The sequence below is a fragment of the Verrucomicrobiia bacterium genome (genome assembly GCA_036268055.1).
Taxonomy (GTDB): domain Bacteria; phylum Verrucomicrobiota; class Verrucomicrobiia; order Limisphaerales; family Pedosphaeraceae; genus DATAUW01.
In genome coordinates this window covers 25,949-49,897 of sequence record DATAUW010000021.1, presented here as the reverse complement: position 1 = coordinate 49,897, position 23,949 = coordinate 25,949, and the positions used below count along the sequence as shown (strand labels likewise).

The following is a 23,949-nucleotide window of genomic DNA, read 5'->3' as shown; positions in this document are numbered from 1 at the left end:
TATTGAAGAGGAGTTTCGCCATTCCATAAAAGATATATCAACCACGCTAATGCCATTAATGATCCCAATTCGGACACAACGAAATCCAAATTAATTTTGTTCTGATACTTAAAAAGATAAACATTACGAGTAGTCAAAAAAATGATCCAGATAAAATCAACCGATAAAAACAACATAGCCCAAATCCAATAGCTAATTGAGTGCGGCCTTATCCGCGTGTTTGCCAAAATGTCAAAAGGTAACAGCATCATAAAAACAGAAGCAAACCAAAGTCCGATATAAGCTACAATCGTGAACATTGTTATAAAAACATATAGCAAGCTATGTTTAATAGCATTCCGTTTTTTGCGGTTTAATCGCAAACTGAACCCATCGAGCATCCTTCCTTCAAATTTCAAACGCATATCCAAACTGCTGCCCGGCCACCGCACTGCCATCTCCCCAATGCTTAACTCCCGGTTACCTGGCCCAAAGCATCGTATTGATACACCCAATACGTTCCATCCGCATTGGTCACACTGGTGCGCTGCTTCGCCTGATTGTAATTGTAATTATGCTCGTCAATCACCGACGAGGCATTGGAACTGAGGATGGAAGTCAGCCGGTTCAAGTTGTCGTATTGCTTGAAAGTTGTCATCCGTGTTGTGCCGTTCTGCACAAACACAATATTTGCCACCAGCGGGGAATTGGCAAGGCGTTTGACCGTTCAGTTTGACATAGGCGAGTTTGCTTCCTTTGGTCACGTTCATCGCCGAGACCACAAATCGCGAAGCGAACGTCTAATCCAAGGAAACCAATTAGCGGCGGGCTTCAGAAGCAAGCACGAGCGCGAGGCGCTTACAGCTCCGCCGACTTCGACCGAAGTCACTGTGAACATTGAGAACGTATTCCCTCAACGAAATCAATGCCCATTCTCCATTCCACCCCGTTCAAACGCGCCATTCCTTACGATGATCGCGCTGCACCCAGTCGTTCAAGGCCGGAATATTTTTAACCTTCATGCCAGGCCCGTCCCACTCGACTTTATTATGCAAGCCGGCGTGCATGGCAAGGTTTGCGAGCAGGACAAACTCAGTCAGTTGCGCGCCGTATTCAAAAGGTATCGCCGTGTTCGCGCGGCCTTCACGGACCGCATTGATGAAGTCCGTGAACGAATCTTTCGGGCGCGCGAGTGTCTTTGCGGGACTCGGTGTCGAAACCATTTTTTCCCGCGGAACGAGGTGCATCTGCTCGCCATAAGTCCCGGTGTACAAATAACCCTTCTCGCCAACGTAAATGGTCCCATTACTGCCGAACTCTTCGTCGGGATATTGTTTCTGCAATTCAAAATAAAGCGGCGGCAGGTTGCGGGCGGAACCGCCAGCGGTGCGCATGATGCCATTTGAATTTGCGGTCGTGTTTGGGTTCAGCCCTTCGTACCAATAAACTTTGACCGGCGGCATCTCCCCGCGCGCCGGGAAATCCCACCGCACCCGGCTGCCGGTCGGATACCGTTCATCCGTGCCCCCGCGCACCTGCTCCAGTTCAATGCTGTCGGGATGCTCCAGCTTGAGCGCCCAATAAACCCCATCCAGGACATGGCAGCCCATGTTGCCAATGGAGCCATTCCCAAAATCATACCATCCATGCCATTCGTGCGGATGCAGATCGGAATGATAATCACGATAGGCCGCGGGGCCGATCCATGAATCCCACCGCATGCCTTCCGGCACCGGCAAAACCGGCGGACGCGGCCCGACCCCACCGTTGGAGCGATCGGTCCAGCTATGCGTTTCGGTGATGTTGCCGATCGCGCCCGCCCAAACATACTCACACAATTTGCGGTAGCCCTCTTCGCAATGGCCCTGGTTGCCCATTTGAGTCGCGAGTTTGGGATATTTGGCGGCCAGCCTGCGCAACATCCGCGCCTCGGCGACATCATGGCAGAGCGGCTTTTCACAATAGACACTGATACCGTGATTCAACGCCATCGCGGATGCCGTGGCATGGTGATGATTCGGCGCGGCGACGAATGCAGCATCAAGGTTGCTGCCGCACTTGTCGAACATCTCTCGATAATCGGTGAAGAACTGCGTCTTCGACGGGTCCAAATGGCTCCGCTGAAGCCACGCGCGCACCGCGGCGTGTTTTTTTTCATCGGGATCCACCACCGCATAAAGGTTCTGGGAAAGCCTGCCGATCGCCTGTTTTTGAATGTGCTCCTGAAAGCCGCGTTCGCCCGCGCCAATTTGGACGCAATTCAGTTTATCGCCCGCGGCATGGCGGCCTTGGGCAAGGAGGTTGACTGGAAAAATGCCTGCTGCGGACGCCGCACCTGCGGCTACTGCGGTGCGTTTGATAAAGGAACGGCGGTTCAAATGTGCTTTCATGATAAGTACGACTTAAGATTCAAGAGATACGATTTTAATTGTGTAAAAGAAATTTTGGCTAAGTTGCGGTCAGAAAATTTTGCTCCGTAGCAACCTGCCGAAGGATTGGGCGTTTGGATATATTAGTAGGAAGGGTCAATGTGGCTTTGTTGGATCGCAAAAAGCGCATCTTCCGTCTCGGAATGTCCATCGGCAAAACCGATATTCCCTTTTCCGGAATGTCGCACTGTAATAGTGTCACTCGCGCCCACGGTAGTGCCCGGCTCCCAACGGCCATCCACAATGACGTCTGCGGTCCAACCTACGGGCTCTTCATCCGGGGTTGTCTTGGTCGGCTCCTCTGCCAGCATGATTTTCGCGGACGGGTTGACCACACTGGAGAACCGGTAAGGAAGCCAACCGTTGCCGGTGGTGCCATTCCAGGATGAAGCCATGCCGCTGGTTGTGGAGCTGCCGGAATCCTGTCCATTTACGGAATAGCTATAATAGTAGGTTGACTGGTTGTCTTTCCGTCCCGAATTGTCCTTGTCCATGGGGCAACGGAAAATGTTCGTCGAATTTGCCGTCCTTATTTCCCTTGCTATCTGGCCGTTGGCAAAGGGCTGGCCATTCCAGTAAATCCAGTCTTCCGTGTGCCAGCCGGCGCCGCGTGAAGCATCGGCTGGCATGATACCGGCATAATCATCCACGTAGAGCAGAAAGCCCAGGGAAATCTGCTTCACGTCATTGAGACACTGCGTCTTGAGAGCTTTTTGCTTGGCCTTTGCCAGCGCCGGCAGCAGCAGTCCCGCAAGGATGGCAATGATGGCAATCACCACCAACAATTCGATGAGCGTGAACGCCCCCGCAACCACTCTCGCCCGTTCCCTGCCTGCCAACCGATTTAAATTTAAATCCCTGTTTGTCTGAAGATTTTCGTGACCGCGATTCAATTGAAATATCATGTTACCTCTCCGTAATCAGGTTAAATATTTTTACCGCTGGTTGAATCTGAAATTTAAATCTTTATTTTTTCGCGATGGTTACACGGGGATGCTCAACCCAAACATCCCCGTGTCACCGCATGAGCCTGCAAAATGGCGGCGATCATTTCCTGACCGCCGCCAAATATTTTTCCTATGGGTAAACCAGCCGGAAAAACACATTGCTGCTGGTACCGATGGTGAAGTTTGTGGAAGTTACGCTCGCCGAGCCGGGCACCGTGAGCCAGTTGGTTGTGATTCCCACACCCATCGAATTGGTTTGGGACTCCAACCGCCAGCCGAGTTGGTTCGTCGGCCACGAGAGCGTCAATGTATTTCCAACCCGAAGCACGCCGATCGGCGCGGGATTTGTGTTCACCGGATTGACGACCGTGAGCACTTTGATGGAGCCGTCAATCGCCACATTGTTTTGCCACGTATAAACCAATCCACCGGCATCAGTGGTGGCGATATTAACCCCGCTGAAAGTCGTGACCGCTGAGGGGAACAACTGGAATTTATCGTTCACATGCAGGGTCGGGCCGACATTGGTGACGTTGAGGACGCCTGAATAACTGGCGGTTCCCGTCACCGAAACCAGCGAACTGCTGGTCTGCGTGTTGGTGCGATTGACATTGAGGGTCAAAGCCCCGCCCACATTGACATCGTTCGTCACAAAAAGTGTGCCGACCGACGATGGCGTGCCCGGAAGGATTGTGGATCCGGGTGAGTTCGTCAGGCTGCCGTTGATGTTGCCGATACCGCTTAACGTCTGGCCACTTGTCAATACCAGTTCGTCGGTAGCGTTGCCGTTCGTATCGTAAGCGGCGCTGACATCAATGACCGCGTTGGTGGTCGCCAGCACAATCGAAGAACCCGTGAAAGCCGCCACGCCTGATAAGGCGATGGTGCCGTTGCTGATGGTGGTCGAACCGGTATAGGTGTTGGTTCCCAGAAGCACGAGCTGGCCAGGGCCCGTTTTGATAAAGGAGCCGGTGCCACTGATTCCTCCGGGAATGTCGAGGATACCGTTCGTTCCATCCACTTCGATGACGCAATTACTGGCCCCGAGGACAAAACTCGTGCTCGTGGTCAATTCTGCCGTGGCGTTGTCCGCGCTGTCCTTAAATATGCCGCCGTTAAAAGTCAGCGTGGTGATCGTTTCCGTATCGCCATTTATGTCAAATAAGCCGCCGCCCAAAGTCATTGGGGTGGTTGTCCCAATCTGTGTAAAGGTGGGGTTCAAAATCACCACACTTCCATTGGTATTGATCACTACCGGATTGCCGCCGCCAACCGAGTTGCCACCCGATTTGTTAAAGTAAACGGTGCCACCATTGATGGTCAGCCCAAGGCCGCTGTTATTCTGAGTGCCGCCAATGATCCATTGGCCGGTGCCCATCACAGTGGTGGCGCGATTGCCCCCCAGGAAAGCGCCATCGGTTTCCAAAGCGCCGGTCCCGTTGAGCGTAATTATTTGCGGAGCCCCGCCAATCGTCGTCTGCTCTCCTCCCAGGTTCAAATTCCCGGTGCCATTGAAGGTGAAGTTGGCCTGCAGATCCAGCTTGCTGGGCGACGTCAGTAAGACGTCGCCGCCGCTGGTGTTGTCCAGCACGCCGCCGCCAATGGTCAATGGTCCCTGGCCAGCCGAATCCGCATTGAAATTCAACGTGCCATTTTCAAGGTCTAGGCCACCCGAGAAATAATTGTTCGCATTGGAAAGTGTCAGTGCGCCGTTGCCCTGCTTGGTCAAGGCGAACCCCTGTCCGTTATCCGCGATCTGGTTATTCACCGTCAGGGTATTGGAAACAACCGTCAATACCACATTGACATTGCCCAATGTCACCGTTCCGAAACCAAGATCCAGGTTGGACGTGCCCAAAAAAGTCCAGTCGTCGTTCCAATTCATCGCGATCGGAGACGCCGTATTCAAAACGACGGAGTGACCGCTGGTGTTGTCGAGTTTCGCGCCGGTGTTGAGAGTCAGCGTTCCGGAACCAATGGCGGAATCCGACGCGCCGTCGCCGCCATAGTTGATGTTCAGCCGCCCTGGACCGGTGACTGTGGTGCCGCCGGTGTAAGTATTGCTGGTTGCAAGCGTCAATCCACCGGTTCCCGATACAGACAGGCCGGTGGAACCGCCAATCGCGCCAGTGCCGGAGATGATGTAACTCTTGGTGGCGTTGATCGCGGTTATGCTTGAAGGATTGACCGTGGTATTTAGCGTCACGGTAATCGGCGAAGTTCCGGAGGCCGTGTCGTCGAATTGAACCGGTTCGCCGTCTTGATAATCGGTGGCAGTGACGCTGCCGGATGGCAGCCAATTAGGCGACGTGAAATCCCAGAAGCCGTTGCCCACTTTCCAAAGCAGGCTTGGCACAGGTCCGCTGGTCACATGCAGAACAATCGTCCTGGCACTCGTGTTATTGACAATCGTTGCCGTGACATTGCCGGGCATTTGCGAGGGTGCGGTCGGTGGCTCGCCGGAAAGCGTCCCGGTATATCGAATGAGCGGATAATCGCCGATCGCGAGCGCGGTGCCGTCAATCACGATGTTCGGCATGACGGTGAACGCGAGATCTCCATTGTCCGTGATCGCCGCCGTGGCCGTGCTGGGTGTGAGACTGCCAAATTCAAAAGATAGCGTCGGCGTGCCGGAACTAAATGTCAGGTTGGTAATGGTCCAGGTTTGGCCCACACTGGAAACGATGTTTGAAACCAGAGGCAGTCCGGAACCGGCTGAACTTCCATCCAGGACCACTGCGCCGTTGACGGGAGAGTTGGCGGTGGGGATCACCAAAATTCCGTTGCTGACCACGGTCGAACCGGCATAGTTGTTCGTGCCCGTCAAGGTCAAGATACCTGCGCCGGTTTTATTCAAGCCTCCAGGCCCCGTCAGATTTCCCGACAATGAAATATTAAAAGCATCGCCGAAGGAGTCCGCGGTTTGGAACGTAATATTCCCATTATTACCGTCAAGAATCATGGGAACGGACGAAAACCAGTTCTGCAACGCACCCAGCGTGCCGCCGGATAATGAAACAAAGTTGGTTGGAGGAACCAAAGCGCCATACCGGAATCCACCGCCACCGCCGATCGAGCCAAGATACAGAAAGCCGCCGGAATTGGTGTAAGCCGCAGTTCCGCCATTGTAGGTTCCGGTGCCGCCGATCTGGATTCCGCTCCAGGCATTAATCACACCACCTGACTGGACCACAATGTCGCTCTGCCCCACCGCAGAGCCACCGTTCGAGAGAAAAATCGGCCGCGCTAATTGGGGAGACTCGGTGCCAGGTCCCATGTTCAACGTGCCGCCATTCATAAATACCTGAGACTTGCAGTTGGCTCCACTGGAGCCGACCCGGGGCAAGGCGAGACCCAGGTTATTGTTGTTGGCATTGATCTGATAGTTCACCGTCGCCCCGTTCTGGATGGTGAGCGTGGCATTCCAGGGTGTGTTGCCGTTGCCCAACTGGCGGCCAAGATAAATAAAATCGCTGGTATGGTTCAAAACTGTCGCCGGGCCATCAATGGTGAACGAGCCGGTCGCATTGGAGGGCTGCGTTAGACTGCCGCCGTTTCTTCCAATAACAAAAGCGGAACCCGAATTGTAAATGCCATTAGTCTGCCGAACGTCCGCCAAAATATTTCCGATTGACGCACTGTTGGTCCCGGCGAGATAAAGGATACTTCCATTGGTGCTGCTGAAGGTCGGCGTAAAACCGGTCACATTGCCCAGGATCGTCACTGATGCCGGAGCGCCGTTGCTTCCCAAAAGATATTCACAGTTGCCGCTTCCGGTGATGTTGTTGCTGAATACCACGCTCTTGCCGTCGGTGATTACAAAATTATTTTTGCTCCCGGCGCCATTCACAAAAATTGGCGACCCGGAAAACACATATCCGTTGGCGCTGATGGTGAGGTTCGTGGCGCTTACCTGCCCTTGATCTACGACGATTTGATAGGTGCCGTTCGTCCCATCCACGCCGCCGAACGTCGCGCCATTAAGGGGCGTGGTCGTGGCGGTCTGCGTCCAAAATGTGTTCGTGCCGCTGAGATTCCAGTTCGAGTTGGTTGTGCTCGTGTCCCAGGCACCGCTTCCGGCCTCGATTGCCGCGCCGTCAGTGGTATTTCCCGCATCCCACGTCAACTGCGCCGCTGAAACGTCAAACGTCGAAAACAGTGCGGCCACCGCCAGTAAATAAAATGCGGCTGAAGAAAAATAATTGAGTCGTTTCATGCGTTCCAAAAAAAGTTTGAGAAATAGAAACGAAGGCTGATCAGGACCACCGGCTGGCGGTATGTTTTGTTTTAAGTGGGATGGTGTGTTCATGCGTGTTGTAAGAGTGGTGGTTGATTGGACGGTGGTGCGCAGTTCGAGTTATTTGGTGTTTATGCAATTCGTACAATTAATCGTCGCAATAATGCGCCGCATGGGTCTTTCAGGTAGTTCTGGACGTGAGAATACTTAGCTTCGTTCTGCCCCACCATCCCCATTTGCGAATGAATTTTTTGCCCGACCATCCCCGAAAGTGGGGATACGCCCACCTTCCTGGTTGCTAATAAATACAACCGTAAATCAACCATCACATACTGCGCTACAATCACTTAAATGATTCAAGTCACGTGGTGGTAACCGGGCCTGAAGGGGAAGAGAGGGTGGTTGCGTCTTCGGCAAATCAAAAATCGAAAATTTCGCAACCGCGCGAGGATTAAAAACTGGTTGTCCGTCCGTTAGGGCAACTCGGATACAGAAAGATAAAAAATTAAGTTTAAAAAAAGACTCGCTCGAGACTCATCGCCAACTCTTTCTTTATAGCGATGCCTGAGGGTCGCGCCCAGCTTCAATCAGTATTGGGACGATGCTTTGCCACTGCTTCCACTCGATTACGCACATGCATTTTGTGGCAAATATTTTTCACATGACTCCGCACCGTCTCAGTTCCAATTTCCAATTTTTTTGCGATTTCCCGGTAGGTCAGTCCCGATGCCAGCAATGACAATACCTGCCCTTCACGCGGCGAGAGATTTTGCCCTTCCGTCTCGGCAGGACCGAGAAGATGAAAATGCATGACCACTTTGCGCGCGATATGACTCGACATCGGCGCCCCGCCACCGAACAAATCCCGGACTGAATCAAGCAATCCATCAGGGTGGCTGGATTTCACCAGATAACCGCTGGCCCCCGCCTTTAATGCCCTGAAGATGCGCTCACTGTCTTCATAAACCGTCACCATGATAATCTGCACGCTCGGTGTCGTTTTTTTTAATTCCACCACACACTCAATTCCCGACATACCCGGCAATCCAATATCCATTAGGACGACATCCGGATTTTGAATCGGAACGATCTTTAGCGCTTCTTCCGCCGACTCAAAGGCGCCGACGCATTTTATGTCTGCCGCCTGATCCAGGATCTCCACTAATTGCTCCCGCAATCCCGGATCATCTTCGACCACTACCACCGATTTTTTCATGATTTATTTACGGATTTTTCTGCCGCGATTTTCTGGATCGGCGAAAGACGAATTGTTTTGTCGTTGCTCGAGTTGAACGATGAAATGACCAGTTCGATGCGGATGGTGGTTCCAAATCCCGGGCGGCTTTCAATCACACAATTTCCCCCCACGTCTTCCAAACGCCGCTTTATATTTACCAACCCATTACCCGCCCGGCTCCCGCTCGCTGGAATGCCGCAGCCGTCATCATGAATGGATAAAGTCAGCAGCCCATTAACAAAAGCCATGTGCACGGTCACCTCCGAAGCCCCGGCATGTTTCATCACGTTAATGACCGCTTCCTTGGCCGCCATATAAATATTATGCCGAACCTGGCTGGAGATATTTACATCCGAAGGCAGGTCGAGCACATAAAATCGGCCGCGCAAATGCGTCAACTTGCACAGTTCATCCAACTGCTGACAAAGATAACTGCCCAGAGCTTCCAGGTTGTCTTTCTCCGGGTTCACCGCCCAGACGGTTTCATAAAGGGCAAAAATCAATTCCCGGGATACCCGGGAAATCTTGTCAAAATCCGCCCGCGCTTGCTCGGGGAACGAAGCGCGGTTCGGAGCCATGGCGCTGAGCAACGAGATTTGCGTCACGCGCGCGCCCAGATCATCGTGAATATCCTGGGCGATCCGCAACCGTTCCCGATGCAGCGCCTCCTGATTTTTTAAGTGCAACATTTCCCGTCTTATCCTGCGCCATACCCGGTAACGCGCGCTACCCAAAACAATCGCAAATACAGATGCAGTAACAATCACCCCAAACCATGCCGTCATCCAAAACGGTGGCGGCACCACTACATTCAAAAAACCCTCGCGCCCGGTGGGCTTCCCGAAAATGTCATCCTCCGCGACATGAAGCTGATAATTTCCCTCCGGCAGATGATCGTAATGTGCCGCCGTCACATTTCCGTCTCCAATGCTGTACATTTCGTCCCACTCCACGACCAGGCGATCTCCCGGAGTCACCACATGCTCATCATTCCGAAAGATGTTACGCCATTCGGCATGGCTGGTCGGATCATCATCCAAAATCGCAAACGCTTTGTGCTTGGGGTTCTCCCCCACAGTCACGATTTTAGCCATGCTTTTGTGAAGACCATCACGAATCCATCCGGACAACGTCGGATTGGTTTCCTCATTCAAATCGAGATCAGACGGGGTTGCCAATATCAATACCGGCTGCGAATTTGTGGTGATTTGAGAAATCGTTAAGTTGGCCACTACATAGACTCCCACCGCTGTTGCCGGGCCAGCCGAAGAAATAACCGCTCTTAGCGTCGCTGCCTTCGGCGGCATTACCAGCGTTTCTCGGCGATGATTTAACTGTGATGTCTGCAAAGACCCCGTCCATCCCGGGCTGTCGCCGGTGACGTTAAAAATATTCTGCGACACTTGATCGCCGGCGCGATTGAAATACCGGATGGTCAAGGTCATGTCCCCTCGCGAATCATGCCATTTGGTATCGTACCCTTCCAATTTGAACCGTACCCGAATCGGCTGCTGCGAGGAATTGGTGCCTCTTGGAAAATAGAAACTGATGTGTTCCGGATACGCTCCCAGGTTCACGCTATTCCGACGTAACGGCATCTGTTTGTCATTCACGTAAACGGATTGGACGGTGAATATCTCACTTGATCGGTTCGTGATCGGCGTTTGCGCGGATAATCGCTCGCAAGCGAATCCTGCCCACACAGCCAGGGCAATGAATGTGATGCGCTTGATCATGCGATATTATTGGACAAGCCGGGTAAACAGTCGGGTTACGCTCACCATCCTATTTTAGCTGTCAAGGGCACGGCCATAAATAACCTTTGGTTTTAATGGTCGAGACGCACATGGCATCTTTAGCATCCCGATGGCAGGTAGATATTTTCGGCGTACTCACTGAATTTCGAGGCGAGCTTCAGAACCGGCCGTTTGTCTTTGTGACGGGCCACGACCACATCTTCCAACTTTTGTTTCGCTTGCGCCGGCGTTGTCGCATCTTCGAGTGGAATTCGGCGGACTCGTTTTGCGCGGTTTGTTGGTCTTCAATGTACGTAATACCGGTCATTCCATTTCCAAGGGTGCGATTAAAAGTGGGTGAGAAAAGAAGGTTGAGATTTCTGCCGAATAAAATGTACAAATTTAGCCACTTGGTGCATTACAGTTGGGATGAAAGACAAAAGCAATGGTTCGGCGGTGTTGAGCCAGCAAGAAGCGCGGCTCATCGAGCAACTGCGTCAACGCCCGGAGATGATGGAGCGACTGCGAAGCATTCTGGAAATTGCGAGCAGCATGGAGGGTCCGCTGAAAACAGCGGACGAGGTGGAGGAGTTATTAATCCAGGAGATGCGACGTTTGGGCAATGCCACCATGAACCAATGGGCCGTCGGAGCCGAGGAGCGTATAAGCCGCGAACTCAAAGTCAGGATGCGACGGTATTGAGCCGTAAAAAAAAACGCTGAAATGGTGGTGCGTTTTTGGATTGGTCGCGGTGAGTGAACGGATCTGGTGCAGTCCGCTCAAGAGTTACTTGCGGGCTTTGCCCGTGCGATTGGGCGTCACCCCGCGGGGAAAATCCCGGCGGTTGGAACGGGTGCTGACGGATTTCGGCTGTGAACATTCCTTCGCGCGGGCAGCGGAAAGTGTGCAGGAGCATTATGGCTTTGAGATTGGGGCCAGTGCGGTGCGGACGGCCACTTTGGAACACGCCCAGCGGGCGCGGCAAAAACTGCAAGGGGACTATGCGCAGTCCTTTCGGGTGCTGCCGGCTGTGGGCGCGGAGCATGTGATTGCGGAGACGGATGGAACGATGATCTGCACCGTGGAACCAGGAGCCAGACAAGGCCAACGTCCCCGGGAATGGAGGGAGATGCGGTTGGTGGCAGCGCAAGCCAAAGATAGCGCCACCACGGTTTATGCCGCCACGTTCGGCAGCGTGGAAGAAACCGGGCGGCGCTGGGGGCACTGCACACGCCAAGCGGGTTGGGGATTGAACAGCCAGATTCACGCGGTAGGAGATGGGGCGGACTGGATTCGGTTGCAAAGCCGGGAGGTGTTTGGGGCGCAAGGAAACTTTTTGTGCGACTTTTTTCATGTCAGCGAATATTTGGGAGCAGCGGCCCCAAGCTGTCGGGGCAGTCACCCGGATCAATGGCGCCGGACACAGCAGAAAAGGCTGCGGCGGGGAGCCATTGAGCCAGTAATTGAAAGTCTGGCCGAGCATCTGGAATCGGTCGAAACTCCGGACGAAGAAGCGCCGGTGCGCAACGGTCATCGCTATTTGAGCAATCGGCTGGACTGCTTGGATTACCCGCGCGCTCTGAACTTGGGTTTGCCGATCGGCTCCGGCATGATCGAGTCCGGGCACCGCCATGTCCTCCATGCCCGACTCAAAAAGGCTGGCGCGGTCTGGCTCAAAGACTCCGCCGACCAAATCGCCCATCTCCGCGTCCTCAGAGCCAACCATCAATGGCAGTCCCTATGGAATTAATCTCACCCACTTCTAATCACACCCCATTTCCAAGGGCATTGAATTGGCCGCTTGCGTTCATGAACCTTCCTCTGATATGGTGTATGGCGATCTTGAGGGTTCGGTTATCAAGATGCCCACGTGGCGGAATTGGCAGACGCGCTAGATTCAGGTTCTAGTGAGTAACATCGTACAGGTTCAAGTCCTGTCGTGGGCACCATTTTCTTCGAAGTTTGGACTCGCTTCTATCACCGGGTCCTCCGCATATCTTCCGAATACGAGCCGTTCCTGACATTCACTTGAGCCCTCTCGTCTCCCGGCTGCGGTTGAAGTTTTATGGCGCGTCCAAGGGCTGCTTTGTCCTGCACACCCGTGACCGAAATCGCGCGGTAAGTCACCGGAACCATCCAGTCGGCGTAATTCGGATCAAAGGCTTTCATGGCGCTCACCATCTGCGGGCGGAAGGCGGTCTCGATCAAAGTTTGGCCCGGCCAAATCTTGAATTGCACTCGCAGATAATTCCATCCGCCCGGCGTGGCCACTTGAATTGTCCCAAGCTTCGGCTCGGCCAAAACGATCGCGCCGAATTGCGACCAGATGCCTTTGGCCACGTCATTTGCCATCTGCGCAGCTTTTTCCTGGTCGGCCTGCCGCGAGATTTGGACATCGGCGTAGGCATACACGCCCTCACGGGGAAAACGCGCCACGTTCACGATGTTCCGGTTCGGCACGAAAATTTCCTGGTTGAAAAAATTGATCACTTTCGTAAAACGCAAACCGATTTGCTCCACACGACCTACCACCCCGGACAAATCCACGATGTCGCCCGCATCCATCACATTCGACAGGATCAACGTCACTCCCGTCACCACGTCCTGCACCAACCCCTGTAAACCAAAGCTCAGCGCCAGTCCCACTACCGCCGCGCTCGACAAATAGGTTTTCAGGAAAGTATCGCTAAAATGAAACAGCGCGATAAATACCAGCCCCACGGCGATAAAATATACCCCGAAGGTCACCGCGCTCACCACGAGTTGCACGATGGTCACAAACTTCGGCTTTTCCGTGACGAACCCGAACGCGGATTTTTTCGCCTGGTCTTTTTTGATGAGCCATTCGCTGATGGCGTGAATCAATTTGACGAAGAGATGGATCAGAAAAGCGACAATGATAATCAACCCCGCATGTACGATCACCGGGGTCTCATGCCAAAAATGTTCGACCGGGGTATGGGCTAACACCTTTTCAAAAAAGTCTGGCGCGTTAGTGCTGGTATTCATTCAGAGCATTTAAATCTGGCAGACAAAAGCCCTCCCGCACCTTTCGGATCTGGGAGGGCGTATTAGTCTCAGCCTTGCGGTTGAGCTTCGCTGGCCCCGGCCAATTATTTGGCTGAGTCCGTTGAAATCGGAGTGGTGCCCTTCACGTCCAACTGATCGTCCACCTCGCCGGTGCTGCTGATGCGTTTCGCGGCCTCAAGAACTTCGTGCTTTTCCTGGTCGCTGTTCACCACGCCGCGCAAGGTCACGTGACCATCGCGGGTGATGATCTTCACGTTTTTGGCATCCACTGAAAGATTGTCAATTTGCAGTACTGCCTTGCGGATTTGCGCAGTGGTTTGGATGTCGGACTTGCTATTGCCCTGATCCGCGGGCGTCAATGTATCGCCGCTGCGGTCACGCACATTGCGGGCAGTGTTGTCTGCCGCATCCTGCGTGAAATAGGGCTCCACATGATAACTGCGATAAATGTCGTTGATCCGCTCCGGCTGGTTCGCCGTTTCCCAATCCTGGTCGCGGAAATGCGGCGACGATTGCAGCGAATCACGAGTCACATCCATTGTGATGCGCGAGTCGCCGGTGTTATAACGAACCGATTGTGGTGGCACCGCGGTATATTGATCGTGGATGCCCAGGAACCCGCCGGATTCCAAAACCACTTCGACGATGCGGCCCGATTGCAGATCAATGACGAAGTTCTCCACCTTGCCGACTTTTTCGTTCTGGCTGTCATAGACCGTCGAGCCGATCACCTTCCGGCCACTCACTACTTCACCAATATTTTGCGGATGCTGGCGGTCATAATAACTGGCTGAATGATAATAAGCGTTGGTTCCACCAGTAGGACTTGGGAATGAATAATAGGTCGTTCCCTGTTGCGCATACATGCCCGCCGCTTCGCGCGGCTTGAGGTTGCCTTCCTGGCTGGGATTGGCATAAGGCGTAACACTGGCGCTGCTGCCCGTATTCACCACATTTCCATCAGGTAAATTCGTCGTGTAATTGCCGTTGACGTCGCGCGCCTTGCCATTGCCGAGGCCGGCGTTGTTTGTATAATTGTTCGACGCATAGTTGTTCGCGGGAGCGCCGCTATAATCCCGTGCATCTGCGCGCGAACCCGTATTGGTGCTGGAATTATCGGCGACTGCGGCGGCATTAGCGGCGGCATTCACGCTGTCCGCGGTATTATTTGGCTGGCCGGTAAGGTCGCGCGCTTTGCCATTTCCCACGGGACTGCTGGTGTAATTCACATTATTGACATTATTGATGCGGTCTTCATTTGAAGCCGACCATGCGCCGAAATAAGTTGGCACTCCATAATACTGATAGGACTCGCGGATCTGACTGGCTTGCGTGGCGTTCTTCCAATCGCTCATTTTGAATTCGGGCGCATTTTCCAACTGGCTCTTGTCCAGGCTGGTGCGGAGTGTCTTGTTCCCTTCATCAATCGTGAACAGCGAAGGCGGAACCGCGACGAGTTTGCGGTCCACCCCCATCACGCCGCCCGCTGCGACGATGACCGAAACAATCCGGCCATTTTGTAAATCCAGCGCGAGGTCTCTCACTTTGCCGATGGTTTCGCCTGCGTCATTTTTTACGGCCATGCCCATGAGGTGGTCGGCCTTGCCAAGTTCACCGTTGCGGCGCTGCCGATGGAACTGCGCGGCATCCGTGTCGCGGGAATAGTGATTGGCGTCGGGATAATTTGAATTCGGATAATTTGTGTTGTTCAAATTATCGGCCAGAACACTGACGGAAAAGAGCGTCAACGTAGTGGCGCTCACGGCTAGAATCATTTGTTTTTTCATAAATCGCTTATTGGTTTGGTTGTTGTTGCCAAGCTCGTCTCAAATAGCTGAAAGAATGCCGACATAATGACGCGGTAGAAATATGCTTGAGCTTCAATACGTTGGGCATTTTGCGCGGGTACTTTGCAATGCCCGCCTTGCGCAACTTGCACTAAGGCCAGCCGCGGGAAGATTGCAACTTGCGGAAAAGCCTCTTGTGAACTCGCCCCTTTTCTCAAAACTTTATTTAACGCAGAGGCGCAGAGACGCAGAGAAAAAACAAAGACTTAAAACCACGAATTGAACACGAATCAAAACTCATTCAGAAATGTGTAATTTCTTCTCCCAGTGGCCGTCCGCAAGAACCTCTGCGCCTCTGCGTCAATTCAAATCACACCAACGGCATCAAATCAGGCTTTCGCTCTCCGCCCATTTTATGGTTTAGTGATTTTTACTTATGAGCAAAACAGCATTGTTGTTCGCGGGTCAGGGTGCGCAAGTCGTCGGCATGGGCAAAGATTTAGCCGAAGCCTTTCCCTCAGCGCGGTCATGGTTCGACCAGGCCAACGCCGCGCTCGGCTACGATCTTGCGCAGATTTGTTTCGCCGGACCGGAAGCCGAATTGACCAAGACAGAAAATGCGCAGCCGGGAATTTTTCTCGTAAGCTGGATTGCATTTCAACTTCTGCGCGAACAAGTGTCGAGCCTCACTTTCGATGCCACCGCCGGATTGTCCCTCGGAGAATTCACCGCGCTCACCGCCGCGGGCGCGATGGATTTTCCGGACGCCTTGCGGGTCGTCCGCCAGCGCGGCCAATTCATGCAGGAAGCCTGCGAAGTCACGCGCGGCGGCATGGCCGCGATCATCGGACTCGACGAAGCCCCCACCCGCGAAGCGTGCGCCGAAGCAGGCGTCGAACTCGCCAACTTGAATTGCCCCGGCCAACTCGTCATCTCCGGGGTCGCTGAAAAAATCGAACGCGCCTGCGAACTCGCCAAGGCGAAAGGCGCAAAACGCGCGCTTCCCTTGCCCGTCGCCGGCGCCTATCACTCGGCCTTGATGGCGAGCGCAAAACCAAAATTGCAACACGCACTCTCCGCCATTCCCCTGCGCGCGCCAAAAACCACCACGATCGCCAACATTAGCGCGCAACCCCACGGCACACCCGCCGAAATCCACCAACTGCTCGTCGAACAAGTCACCTCCGCCGTGCGCTGGGAACAATCCATGCGCTATCTGCTCGCGCAAGGCTTCACCCGCTTTATCGAACTCGGCCCCGGCAAAGCCCTGAGCGGCTTCATGAAACGCATCGAACCCACCGCGCAGATGCTGAATGTCTCCGATTCAGCCAGTCTCGCGGCGACGGTGGCGCAATTAAAAAATTGAAATGCTTAAAACATTTGTTCTCGTTCGCGCAAAAATAAATCCAAAAATAAATCTGTTCATTCGCCGCGTTCTGTCAAAAAATCGGCCCTCGAACTTATGAGTCAATTAGCCAATCAAGTTGCGGTGGTGACGGGCGCGGGCCGGGGAATCGGCCGCGCGATTGCCTTGAAATTCGCCGCCGAAGGCGCGGACATCGCCTGCGTCTCGCGCACGGCGGAAAATTCCGAGAAGGTCGCCGCCGAAGTGCGCGCGCTCGGGCGCAAGGCCTGGGCCTACGCCGTGGATGTGTCCGACACCGCCAGCGTGAATGCCGCCGCCGAAAAAATTCTCACCGACGCCGGCCGCGTGGACATCCTCGTCAACAATGCAGGCGTCACCCGCGACGGCCTCCTGATGCGCATGGCCGACGAAGATTGGGACACCGTGCTCGACACAAATCTCAAAGGCGCCTTTCTTTTCATCCGCGCGCTTTCGCGCAGTTTCATCAAGCAACGCTCCGGGCGCATTATTAATGTCGCCAGCGTCATTGGCCTGATTGGAAACGCCGGGCAATGCAACTACGCCTCAAGCAAAGCCGGCCTCATTGGCCTCACCCAATCCGTCGCGCGCGAGTTCGCTTCGCGCGGCATCACCGTGAACGCGCTCGCGCCCGGTTTTATCGAAACCGACATGACCGCCGGGCTGAAAGAGGAATTCAAAACTGAATTGCTCAAAAAAATCCCGTTGAATTGCCTTGGCCAGTCGGAAGACATCGCCCACGCCGCGCTATTCTTGGCGAGTCCGGGCGCCAGATATATCACCGGGCAGGTTTTGACGGTGGACGGCGGCATGGTCATGTGAAATTGACGCTGGACGCGACCTCGCGAAGTGGCTACAGAAAAGAGGTTGCTTTGCAACCGCAACGATGCAAAAACATCACAGACAATGAAAGATTTTCACGATTCAGGGCTTGACGCTTTCTGGAACGTGGCTTAGACAGACACTACATAAACAGAAACGGAGTAACCCATGGCTGAAAAAACTATTGAGCAGAGAGTAAAAGATATTATCGTCGAGCAACTTGGAGTCAATGCCGACCAGGTCACGCCCGATGCCAAGTTCATCGAGGATCTCGGCGCGGATTCGCTCGACACGGTGGAATTGGTCATGGCGCTCGAAGAGGAATTTGGCCACGAAATCCCCGACGAACAGGCCGAGAAATTGCAGAGCGTTGGCGACGTCATCAAATACATCGAAGACATCGAGCAGAAATAATTAACCGCGGTACGAACTGACACGGGGCGGTTTTGGCTGTCGCCAGCTCAAGCTGCCCCGTCTATATTTTATGGTAAGCAATTGGACCGAGCGCAGGATCGTTGTCACTGGCATTGGCGTGGTTTCCTCCCTCGGGCAACACATCGAACCCTTCTGGAATAATCTCCTCAACGCCAAATGCGGCATCAGCGAGATCACTTCCTTTGACGCCACGGAATTCGATTGCAAAATCGCCGCTGAGATAAAGGATTTCGTTCCCGGTCCGGGCTTTCCCAATCCCAAGGAAGTCAAGCGCACCGACCGTTTCTCGCAATTCGGTGTCACCGCCGGTTACCACGCGCTGCTCGATTCCGGCATGGATTTGTCCAAGCTGAATTGCGATGAAATCGGCGTCTTCATCGGCTCCGGCATCGGCGGCCTGAAAACCACCTCGGAACAACACACCGTGTTAAGCGAGCGCGGGCCGAACCGGCTTTCGCCCTTCATGATTCCCATGCTCATCTCGAACATGGCCTCGGGATTATTTTCGATGTATCACAAATTGCGCGGGCCAAATTTCGCCACCTGCTCCGCTTGCGCGACTTCCGTGCATGCCATCGGCGAAGCCTGGCGCACAATCAAGATGGGCGATGCCAATGCCATTTTTGCCGGCGGCAGTGAAGCCACGATTGTCCCCATGGGCATCGGCGGCTTTTGCGCCATGCGCGCCATGAGCACCCGCAACGCCGAACCCCAACGCGCCTCCCGTCCGTTCGACAAGGAACGCGATGGTTTCGTCATGGGTGAAGGCGCGGGCGTGCTCGTGCTTGAAGAATTGGAACACGCCAAAGCGCGTGGCGCGAAAATTTATTGCGAGATCGTCGGCTACGGCAACACCGCCGACGCCAACCACATCACCGCCCCCGCGCCCGAAGGCGAAGGCGCGGCGCGCTGCATGAAAATGGCCTTGCGCAATGGCGGCCTGAATCCTTCCGACATCTCTTACGTCAACGCCCACGGCACCTCGACTCCGCAGGGCGACATCTGCGAGACGCAGGCCATCAAAACCGTTTTTGGCGAATACGCCCGCAAGCTCGCGGTGAGTTCCACCAAGGGCGCGACCGGCCACATGCTCGGCGCGGCTGGGGCGATTGAAATGGCCGCCTGCGCCAAGGCGATCCAGACCGATGCCGTCCCGCCCACCATCAATTACGAAAATCCCGATCCCGAATGCGATTTGGATTACGTCCCCAACACCGCGCGCGAGATGAAGGTCAACGCCATCCTGAACAACTCGTTCGGTTTCGGCGGCCACAACGCGACCATCGCCGCGAAAAAGTTTTTGGGTTAATTGGCTTTCAGAACAGCGGGCTTTGCGTTAAACTGTCCTATGATTTCGGTAAAATCACAGCCAAACTTATTGGACGTGCGGCAAGCGGCCAAATCTGCGATGGAATATTCTCAGGCACTTTTTCCAACGGCTATTAATTTCAGTCTGGAAGAAGCGGAGTTATCTGAAGATGAAAAATATTGGCTGATTACTTTAGGATTTGAGACACCCAATGGCAAACCCAAGGTGGCCAAATCGAATCATATCAATTTGGAGAGCCTCCTTTTAGGCGGGCCAAAAGCAAAATATAAGATTTTTAAAGTGGATGCGACAACGGGAAAAGTCGTTTCGATGAAAATCCGCGCCATGGAATGAGCGCGGATTATTCAGAAATATTGGAAAATATTTTTGGAAAACATCGCAAGCAGGCCATCCTGCTTGATACGAATATCCTGATGCTTTATTTGGTTGGTTTGACCAACCGGAGTTTAATCCAAAGGTTCAAGCCCATTTCAAATCAGCGTTTTTCCGAATCGGATTTCGACCTGCTTTGTGAAATTATCTCACGCTTTAAGAATCTCATCACAACTCCACACATTCTTACCGAGGTAAGCAATCATTCCGACAAACTTAAAGGCAAAGACCGATGGAAGTTTTGCAATGTGATCCGATTATTTATCACGGAATCGGACGAGCATTATTCCCCTTCAAAAGAATTGTCTCAGCAGGAATATTTTCCCGAGTTTGGTTTGACCGATACTGCGATTAGCAAGGTGGCCGCGGGAAAATTTTTTGTGCTGACAACAGATTTTAAGTTGGCGGCCCTGCTTGGAAAAAGAAATATAGATGTCCGCAACTTCACTCAACTTCGCCTCTTATCGTTATAAATTTTTCGTCCCTTGATTGACTTGCTAATTGCTCCGCGAAATCTCAATAATTTGGCGTGATGGATGAGATTTCCAGATGTCGTAAAATTCTTGGCGTGGATGCGGGCACGTCTTTGGAAGACCTAAAAAGCATCTACCGCGACTTGGTTCAGGTCTGGCATCCCGACCGTTTTGCGGGCAACGAACGCTTGCAGTTAAAGGCGCAGGAAAAACTCAAGGAAATCAATGCCGCTTATGATTTTCTAATCGCCAACGCCTTTCAGAACGAAGTTCAAATCGCGGCTCCAGAGACGGATTCCCCACCCGTCGTGCCGCCGCCCGCTCAAGAAAAATCGCCAGTTGAAGAGGAAGTTGCTGCCGATTCACCCGAAGCGCCTGAACGAAAATCGGGAGCCATCGGAATTATCGCAGTTGTCGTCCTGGTGATTTTCGCCGGATTATTTTTCTATTGGAAATCTCAAAACCGCCCGAACGCGCCGACGGAATCTCCAGCAGCCGTCGCTCCAGGCACCAACAACGATTCATCACCGCCCGAACCTACGAACCATCCGGCAACCGTTCCCGAAACATCCGCCGTAAAGGAAACCGAACCCGCGCCCCCGCCGATCAACACTTCTTCCACGGATCTGCTCGCCGAAATGGTTCCTTTCAATGACATGGATGCCGCGAAGACCGCGGACGGTTTGGTTTTAACTCCAAAAGGAGATCGTGCGATGCTTCGCGTTACTCATCCATATCGCGCGCCGCTTACTATCCGCGCAACCGTGAAAACCGACCTCGCCGATCTCCGGCTGATTTACGGATTGGGCATGGTTATCTTCAATTGGGCCGACAATCCGTTTGAGCTGCGGGTCCACGATCCCGTGACCAGCGCGATGTCTGCCGTGGCCAAAAAAGGATTTCTCGCCACGAATGAATGGCACAAGTTGGTTTGGGAAATCACCACGAACACCATGAGGGTGACTTCGGATGGCGAAACGATTTTCGAGGGCAAAGGAAATTATCGGCGCATCGATGGACTGGTTGGGATCGGCGGCAATCGTGATTCCATTGCGGTGAAAAATTTTAGTATCGAAAGCCGGACGCCAATTGAACCGAAGACATCCGGTAATCTGGTGAAGCCCGCGCCGATTCCGAACGATATTTTGTCTTCGATGGTTTCCATAAGTAATCCCACGATAACACGAAGCACGGACGGCATTTCTTTATATGCCAGCAGCCTCACGAGCGTGGCGGCCATGACACTATTGAAGAGCACAAATGTTTTTCATGTTCCTTTCATCATTCACACCGTGGCGAAAACGGATTCGACCGATCTGCGGCTTTACGCCGGGCCGGCGGGCCGGGTGATTTTCAATTGGGGAGGCAACCCCTCGGAATTGCGAGTGCATGATCCATTCACCGGAGACTTGACGGCTGTGGCCGGACGAGGACTTATTTATCCGAACGAATGGCATGAGGTGACGTGGGAAATTTGGGACAAGGGCATGAAGGTGTTCATTGACGGCCAGCTTCATTTTCAGAATTAAGGATTACCACGCGCTGACTGGAACGGTGGGAATCGGGCCAGCGGGCAGCACGGTCACGGTGAAATCTTTTGCGGTGGAACAAAAATAGCAGCATGAACTTTCTCTCCCTCATCGAATCCAAGCGCGACGGGCAGGCGCTTGAAGTTTCGCAGATCAAGGAAATCATTTCCGAATACGTTGGTGGAAAAATTCCCGATTACCAGATGTCCGCCATGCTCATGGCGATTTTTTTTCGCGGATTGAACACGCAGGAAACGAGCGGCCTCACGCTCGCGATGCGCGATTCCGGGGACGTCCTTACCTTTCCCAACGACCCGCGCCCGCTCGTGGACAAACATTCCACCGGTGGCGTCGGCGATAAAGTTTCGCTGCCGCTTGCGCCCTTGCTCGCGTGCCTCGGCTTGCGCGTGCCGATGATTTCCGGCCGCGGTCTCGGCATCACCGGTGGAACGCTCGACAAACTCGAATCCATTCCCGGCTTCACGACCGCGCTGGATTTGGAACGCATCGTGAAAAATGTGCAAACCGTCGGCTGCGTTATTTGCGGGCAAACCGCGCGCATGGTTCCCGCGGACAAAGCGATGTATGCCTTGCGCGATGTCAGCGGCACCGTCCCGTCCATTCCGCTGATCACCGCCTCCATTCTTTCTAAAAAACTTGCGGAGAGTTTGCATGCGCTGGTGCTCGATGTGAAATTCGGGGCGGCCGCTTTCATGCCCACGCGCGAACGCGCCGGGCAACTCGCCGCCGCCATGGTGGCGCTCGGGAATGAATGCGGCGTCAAGACACGCGCGCTCATCACCGGCATGGATACGCCGCTCGGCCGCACCGCGGGAAACTGGCTTGAAGTGAAAGAAAGCGTCGAATGCCTTGAAGGCCGCGGTCCCGATGATTTGCGCGAACTGGTGATTGCCTTCGCCGCGCATTTGCTGGAGCAGACGAAACGGGTTGCGAGTGTCGAAGCTGGCCGCCAACTCGCCTTCCAATGTCTCGCTTCCGGCAAACCGCGCGCGAAATGGAACGAGATGCTTGCCGCCCAGGGTGCCGATGCCGACGCCACCGAAAAGAAATTGCAACGCGATTCCACCGCTCCCGTCGTCATGGAGTTAAAAGCCGAGCGCGATGGTTTTATTTCCGGCTGCAACGCGCGCATCATCGGCGAAGTCGTTCGCGATCTCGGCGGAGGCCGCTTGACGAAAGAAACCGTGATTCATCCCGAAGTCGGCGTGGACGAAATGGCGGCGGTCGGCGAAAAAATCGCAGTGGACGAATTGCTCTGCCGCGTGCATGCCGTCGGAAAAGCTCAGGCACAAACCGCGCTGGAGCGTTTGAAAACCGCTTTCCAGATCGCCGATGCCGCGCCCGCCAAATCTCAACTCATTTACGAAGTCCTATGAGCACAAGCATCCGCATCAAGGATTTGCCCGACAGCGAACGTCCGCGCGAACGCCTCGTAGCGCACGGCGCGGATGCGTTAAAAAATTCCGAGCTGGTGGCCATTCTTTTGCGCACCGGCATGAAAGGCGTTTCCGCGATTCAGATCGCCGAACAGTTATTGCAAAAATTCGGCACGCTCGACGGCCTTTCGCGCGCGTCGCTCGAGGATTTGCGCAAGATCAAAGGTGTTGGCCGCGATAAAGCCATCGCTTTGAAAAGCGCGTTCACACTGGCGCGCCGCATGGTGCTCGAAATTCGCCAGGAAGCGCCCGTGCTCGACAATCCCGAAAGCATCGCCGATCTTTTGCGCGAGGATAACCGCCATTACGAAGTCGAACATTTTCAAATCGTCATGCTCAACACGCGCCGGAAATTGATCCGCGTGGACATCGTTTCGCAAGGCACGCTGGACACCCTGCTCGTTCACGCGCGCGAAGTTTTCAAGGCCGCCATCAGCGCGAATGCCTCCGCCATCATCCTCGTTCACAATCATCCCAGCGGCGATCCCACGCCTTCAGACGCCGACATCAAAGTCACGCGCGATCTCATCCGCGCCGGCCAGTTGCTGAAGATTGAAGTCCTCGATCACGTCATCCTCGGCCGCCGCACCAAAGAGCGCCCGCGCGATTTCGTTTCACTCCGCGAACTGGGTTACTGCGGCGCCTAATAGATAACCGGTCACTTCTCTAAAAAAACTAAACCTCGCGCACGATTTCACGAACGCATCGTAAGCTTACGACGCGCATGATTCTTCTCCCTCTCCGCCGCTTGCGGGGAGAGGTGGT

The 23,949-nt window shown here is 53.9% G+C and carries 19 protein-coding genes and 1 tRNA gene; 12 read left to right on the top strand and 8 right to left on the bottom strand.

Translation table 11 applies throughout. The features are described from left to right. Positions 1 to 448: 448 nt before the first annotated feature. The 6 genes from VH413_14655 to VH413_14630 all read right to left on the bottom strand — a co-directional run bounded on the left by VH413_14655 (position 449) and on the right by VH413_14630 (position 10,565). Positions 449 to 658, bottom strand: a complete 210-nt coding sequence (locus tag VH413_14655) for an RHS repeat domain-containing protein (GenBank protein HEX3799931.1) — start codon at positions 656 to 658, stop codon at positions 449 to 451. Between the two features lie 271 nt (positions 659 to 929). Beyond that, positions 930 to 2,369, bottom strand: coding sequence for a Gfo/Idh/MocA family oxidoreductase (locus tag VH413_14650; protein ID HEX3799930.1), 1,440 nt, complete (start codon positions 2,367 to 2,369; stop codon positions 930 to 932). 122 nt (positions 2,370 to 2,491) lie between these two features. Beyond that, on the bottom strand, positions 2,492 to 3,301 hold the full coding sequence (locus tag VH413_14645) for a prepilin-type N-terminal cleavage/methylation domain-containing protein (GenBank protein ID HEX3799929.1): 810 nt from the start codon (positions 3,299 to 3,301) through the stop codon (positions 2,492 to 2,494). 184 nt (positions 3,302 to 3,485) lie between these two features. Further along, a complete protein-coding gene (locus tag VH413_14640; GenBank protein ID HEX3799928.1) occupies positions 3,486 to 7,571 on the bottom strand; it encodes an autotransporter-associated beta strand repeat-containing protein in 4,086 nt (1,361 codons plus the stop codon). Between the two features lie 604 nt (positions 7,572 to 8,175). After that, positions 8,176 to 8,808: a response regulator transcription factor gene (locus VH413_14635; GenBank protein ID HEX3799927.1), complete on the bottom strand. Its 633-nt coding sequence runs from the start codon at positions 8,806 to 8,808 to the stop codon at positions 8,176 to 8,178. Then, entirely contained in the window at positions 8,805 to 10,565 is a 1,761-nt protein-coding gene (locus VH413_14630; protein HEX3799926.1) for a sensor histidine kinase, read from the bottom strand. Before VH413_14630 ends, VH413_14635 begins: the two co-directional genes overlap by 4 nt. Before the next feature lie 429 nt (positions 10,566 to 10,994). Here VH413_14630 and VH413_14625 point away from each other — a divergent pair, with 429 nt between their 5' ends. The 3 genes from VH413_14625 (at position 10,995) to VH413_14615 (ending at position 12,514) form a co-directional block, all read left to right on the top strand. After that, entirely contained in the window at positions 10,995 to 11,267 is a 273-nt protein-coding gene (locus VH413_14625) for a hypothetical protein (GenBank protein ID HEX3799925.1), read from the top strand. A gap of 151 nt (positions 11,268 to 11,418) precedes the next feature. Beyond that, complete coding sequence (locus tag VH413_14620) at positions 11,419 to 12,315, top strand: UPF0236 family protein (protein ID HEX3799924.1); 897 nt, start codon at positions 11,419 to 11,421, stop codon at positions 12,313 to 12,315. Positions 12,316 to 12,429: 114 nt separating this feature from the next. Then, positions 12,430 to 12,514: transfer RNA gene (locus tag VH413_14615), tRNA-Leu, on the top strand. A 28-nt stretch (positions 12,515 to 12,542) separates the two neighbouring features. Here the strand turns inward: VH413_14615 and VH413_14610 are convergent. Then, positions 12,543 to 13,535, bottom strand: coding sequence for a mechanosensitive ion channel domain-containing protein (locus VH413_14610; GenBank protein HEX3799923.1), 993 nt, complete (start codon positions 13,533 to 13,535; stop codon positions 12,543 to 12,545). 143 nt (positions 13,536 to 13,678) lie between these two features. Continuing rightward, a complete protein-coding gene (locus tag VH413_14605) occupies positions 13,679 to 15,382 on the bottom strand; it encodes a PRC-barrel domain-containing protein (protein HEX3799922.1) in 1,704 nt (567 codons plus the stop codon). A 436-nt stretch (positions 15,383 to 15,818) separates the two neighbouring features. Between VH413_14605 and fabD the strand changes: the two genes are divergently transcribed. The 9 genes from fabD (at position 15,819) to radC (ending at position 23,831) form a co-directional block, all read left to right on the top strand. Continuing rightward, a complete protein-coding gene (fabD, locus tag VH413_14600; protein ID HEX3799921.1) occupies positions 15,819 to 16,748 on the top strand; it encodes an ACP S-malonyltransferase in 930 nt (309 codons plus the stop codon). A gap of 96 nt (positions 16,749 to 16,844) precedes the next feature. Next, a complete protein-coding gene (gene fabG, locus VH413_14595; GenBank protein ID HEX3799920.1) occupies positions 16,845 to 17,588 on the top strand; it encodes a 3-oxoacyl-[acyl-carrier-protein] reductase in 744 nt (247 codons plus the stop codon). A gap of 168 nt (positions 17,589 to 17,756) precedes the next feature. Then, positions 17,757 to 18,002, top strand: coding sequence for an acyl carrier protein (acpP, locus tag VH413_14590; protein ID HEX3799919.1), 246 nt, complete (start codon positions 17,757 to 17,759; stop codon positions 18,000 to 18,002). Positions 18,003 to 18,072: 70 nt separating this feature from the next. Next, positions 18,073 to 19,332: a beta-ketoacyl-ACP synthase II gene (gene fabF, locus VH413_14585; GenBank protein ID HEX3799918.1), complete on the top strand. Its 1,260-nt coding sequence runs from the start codon at positions 18,073 to 18,075 to the stop codon at positions 19,330 to 19,332. Between the two features lie 39 nt (positions 19,333 to 19,371). After that, complete coding sequence (locus VH413_14580; protein ID HEX3799917.1) at positions 19,372 to 19,686, top strand: hypothetical protein; 315 nt, start codon at positions 19,372 to 19,374, stop codon at positions 19,684 to 19,686. Next, positions 19,683 to 20,198, top strand: coding sequence for a hypothetical protein (locus VH413_14575; GenBank protein HEX3799916.1), 516 nt, complete (start codon positions 19,683 to 19,685; stop codon positions 20,196 to 20,198). Before VH413_14580 ends, VH413_14575 begins: the two co-directional genes overlap by 4 nt. 59 nt (positions 20,199 to 20,257) lie before the next feature. Continuing rightward, entirely contained in the window at positions 20,258 to 21,727 is a 1,470-nt protein-coding gene (locus tag VH413_14570; protein HEX3799915.1) for a DnaJ domain-containing protein, read from the top strand. A 92-nt stretch (positions 21,728 to 21,819) separates the two neighbouring features. Next, entirely contained in the window at positions 21,820 to 23,124 is a 1,305-nt protein-coding gene (locus tag VH413_14565) for a thymidine phosphorylase (protein ID HEX3799914.1), read from the top strand. Beyond that, a complete protein-coding gene (gene radC, locus VH413_14560; protein HEX3799913.1) occupies positions 23,121 to 23,831 on the top strand; it encodes a DNA repair protein RadC in 711 nt (236 codons plus the stop codon). Before VH413_14565 ends, radC begins: the two co-directional genes overlap by 4 nt. The last annotated feature ends 118 nt before the right edge of the window (positions 23,832 to 23,949 follow it).

Bases quoted from the DNA above. Each gene is read 5' to 3' on its own strand.
- VH413_14650 (HEX3799930.1), bottom strand. From the start codon at position 2,369: ATGAAAGCACATTTGAACCGCCGTTCCTTTATCAAACGCACCGCAGTA.
- VH413_14640 (HEX3799928.1), bottom strand. From the start codon at position 7,571: ATGAAACGACTCAATTATTTTTCTTCAGCCGCATTTTATTTACTGGCG.
- VH413_14635 (HEX3799927.1), bottom strand. From the start codon at position 8,808: ATGAAAAAATCGGTGGTAGTGGTCGAAGATGATCCGGGATTGCGGGAG.
- VH413_14630 (HEX3799926.1), bottom strand. From the start codon at position 10,565: ATGATCAAGCGCATCACATTCATTGCCCTGGCTGTGTGGGCAGGATTC.
- VH413_14625 (HEX3799925.1), top strand. From the start codon at position 10,995: ATGAAAGACAAAAGCAATGGTTCGGCGGTGTTGAGCCAGCAAGAAGCG.
- VH413_14605 (HEX3799922.1), bottom strand. From the start codon at position 15,382: ATGAAAAAACAAATGATTCTAGCCGTGAGCGCCACTACGTTGACGCTC.
- fabD (HEX3799921.1), top strand. From the start codon at position 15,819: ATGAGCAAAACAGCATTGTTGTTCGCGGGTCAGGGTGCGCAAGTCGTC.
- fabG (HEX3799920.1), top strand. From the start codon at position 16,845: ATGAGTCAATTAGCCAATCAAGTTGCGGTGGTGACGGGCGCGGGCCGG.
- acpP (HEX3799919.1), top strand. From the start codon at position 17,757: ATGGCTGAAAAAACTATTGAGCAGAGAGTAAAAGATATTATCGTCGAG.
- fabF (HEX3799918.1), top strand. From the start codon at position 18,073: ATGGTAAGCAATTGGACCGAGCGCAGGATCGTTGTCACTGGCATTGGC.
- VH413_14580 (HEX3799917.1), top strand. From the start codon at position 19,372: ATGATTTCGGTAAAATCACAGCCAAACTTATTGGACGTGCGGCAAGCG.
- VH413_14575 (HEX3799916.1), top strand. From the start codon at position 19,683: ATGAGCGCGGATTATTCAGAAATATTGGAAAATATTTTTGGAAAACAT.
- VH413_14570 (HEX3799915.1), top strand. From the start codon at position 20,258: ATGGATGAGATTTCCAGATGTCGTAAAATTCTTGGCGTGGATGCGGGC.
- VH413_14565 (HEX3799914.1), top strand. From the start codon at position 21,820: ATGAACTTTCTCTCCCTCATCGAATCCAAGCGCGACGGGCAGGCGCTT.
- radC (HEX3799913.1), top strand. From the start codon at position 23,121: ATGAGCACAAGCATCCGCATCAAGGATTTGCCCGACAGCGAACGTCCG.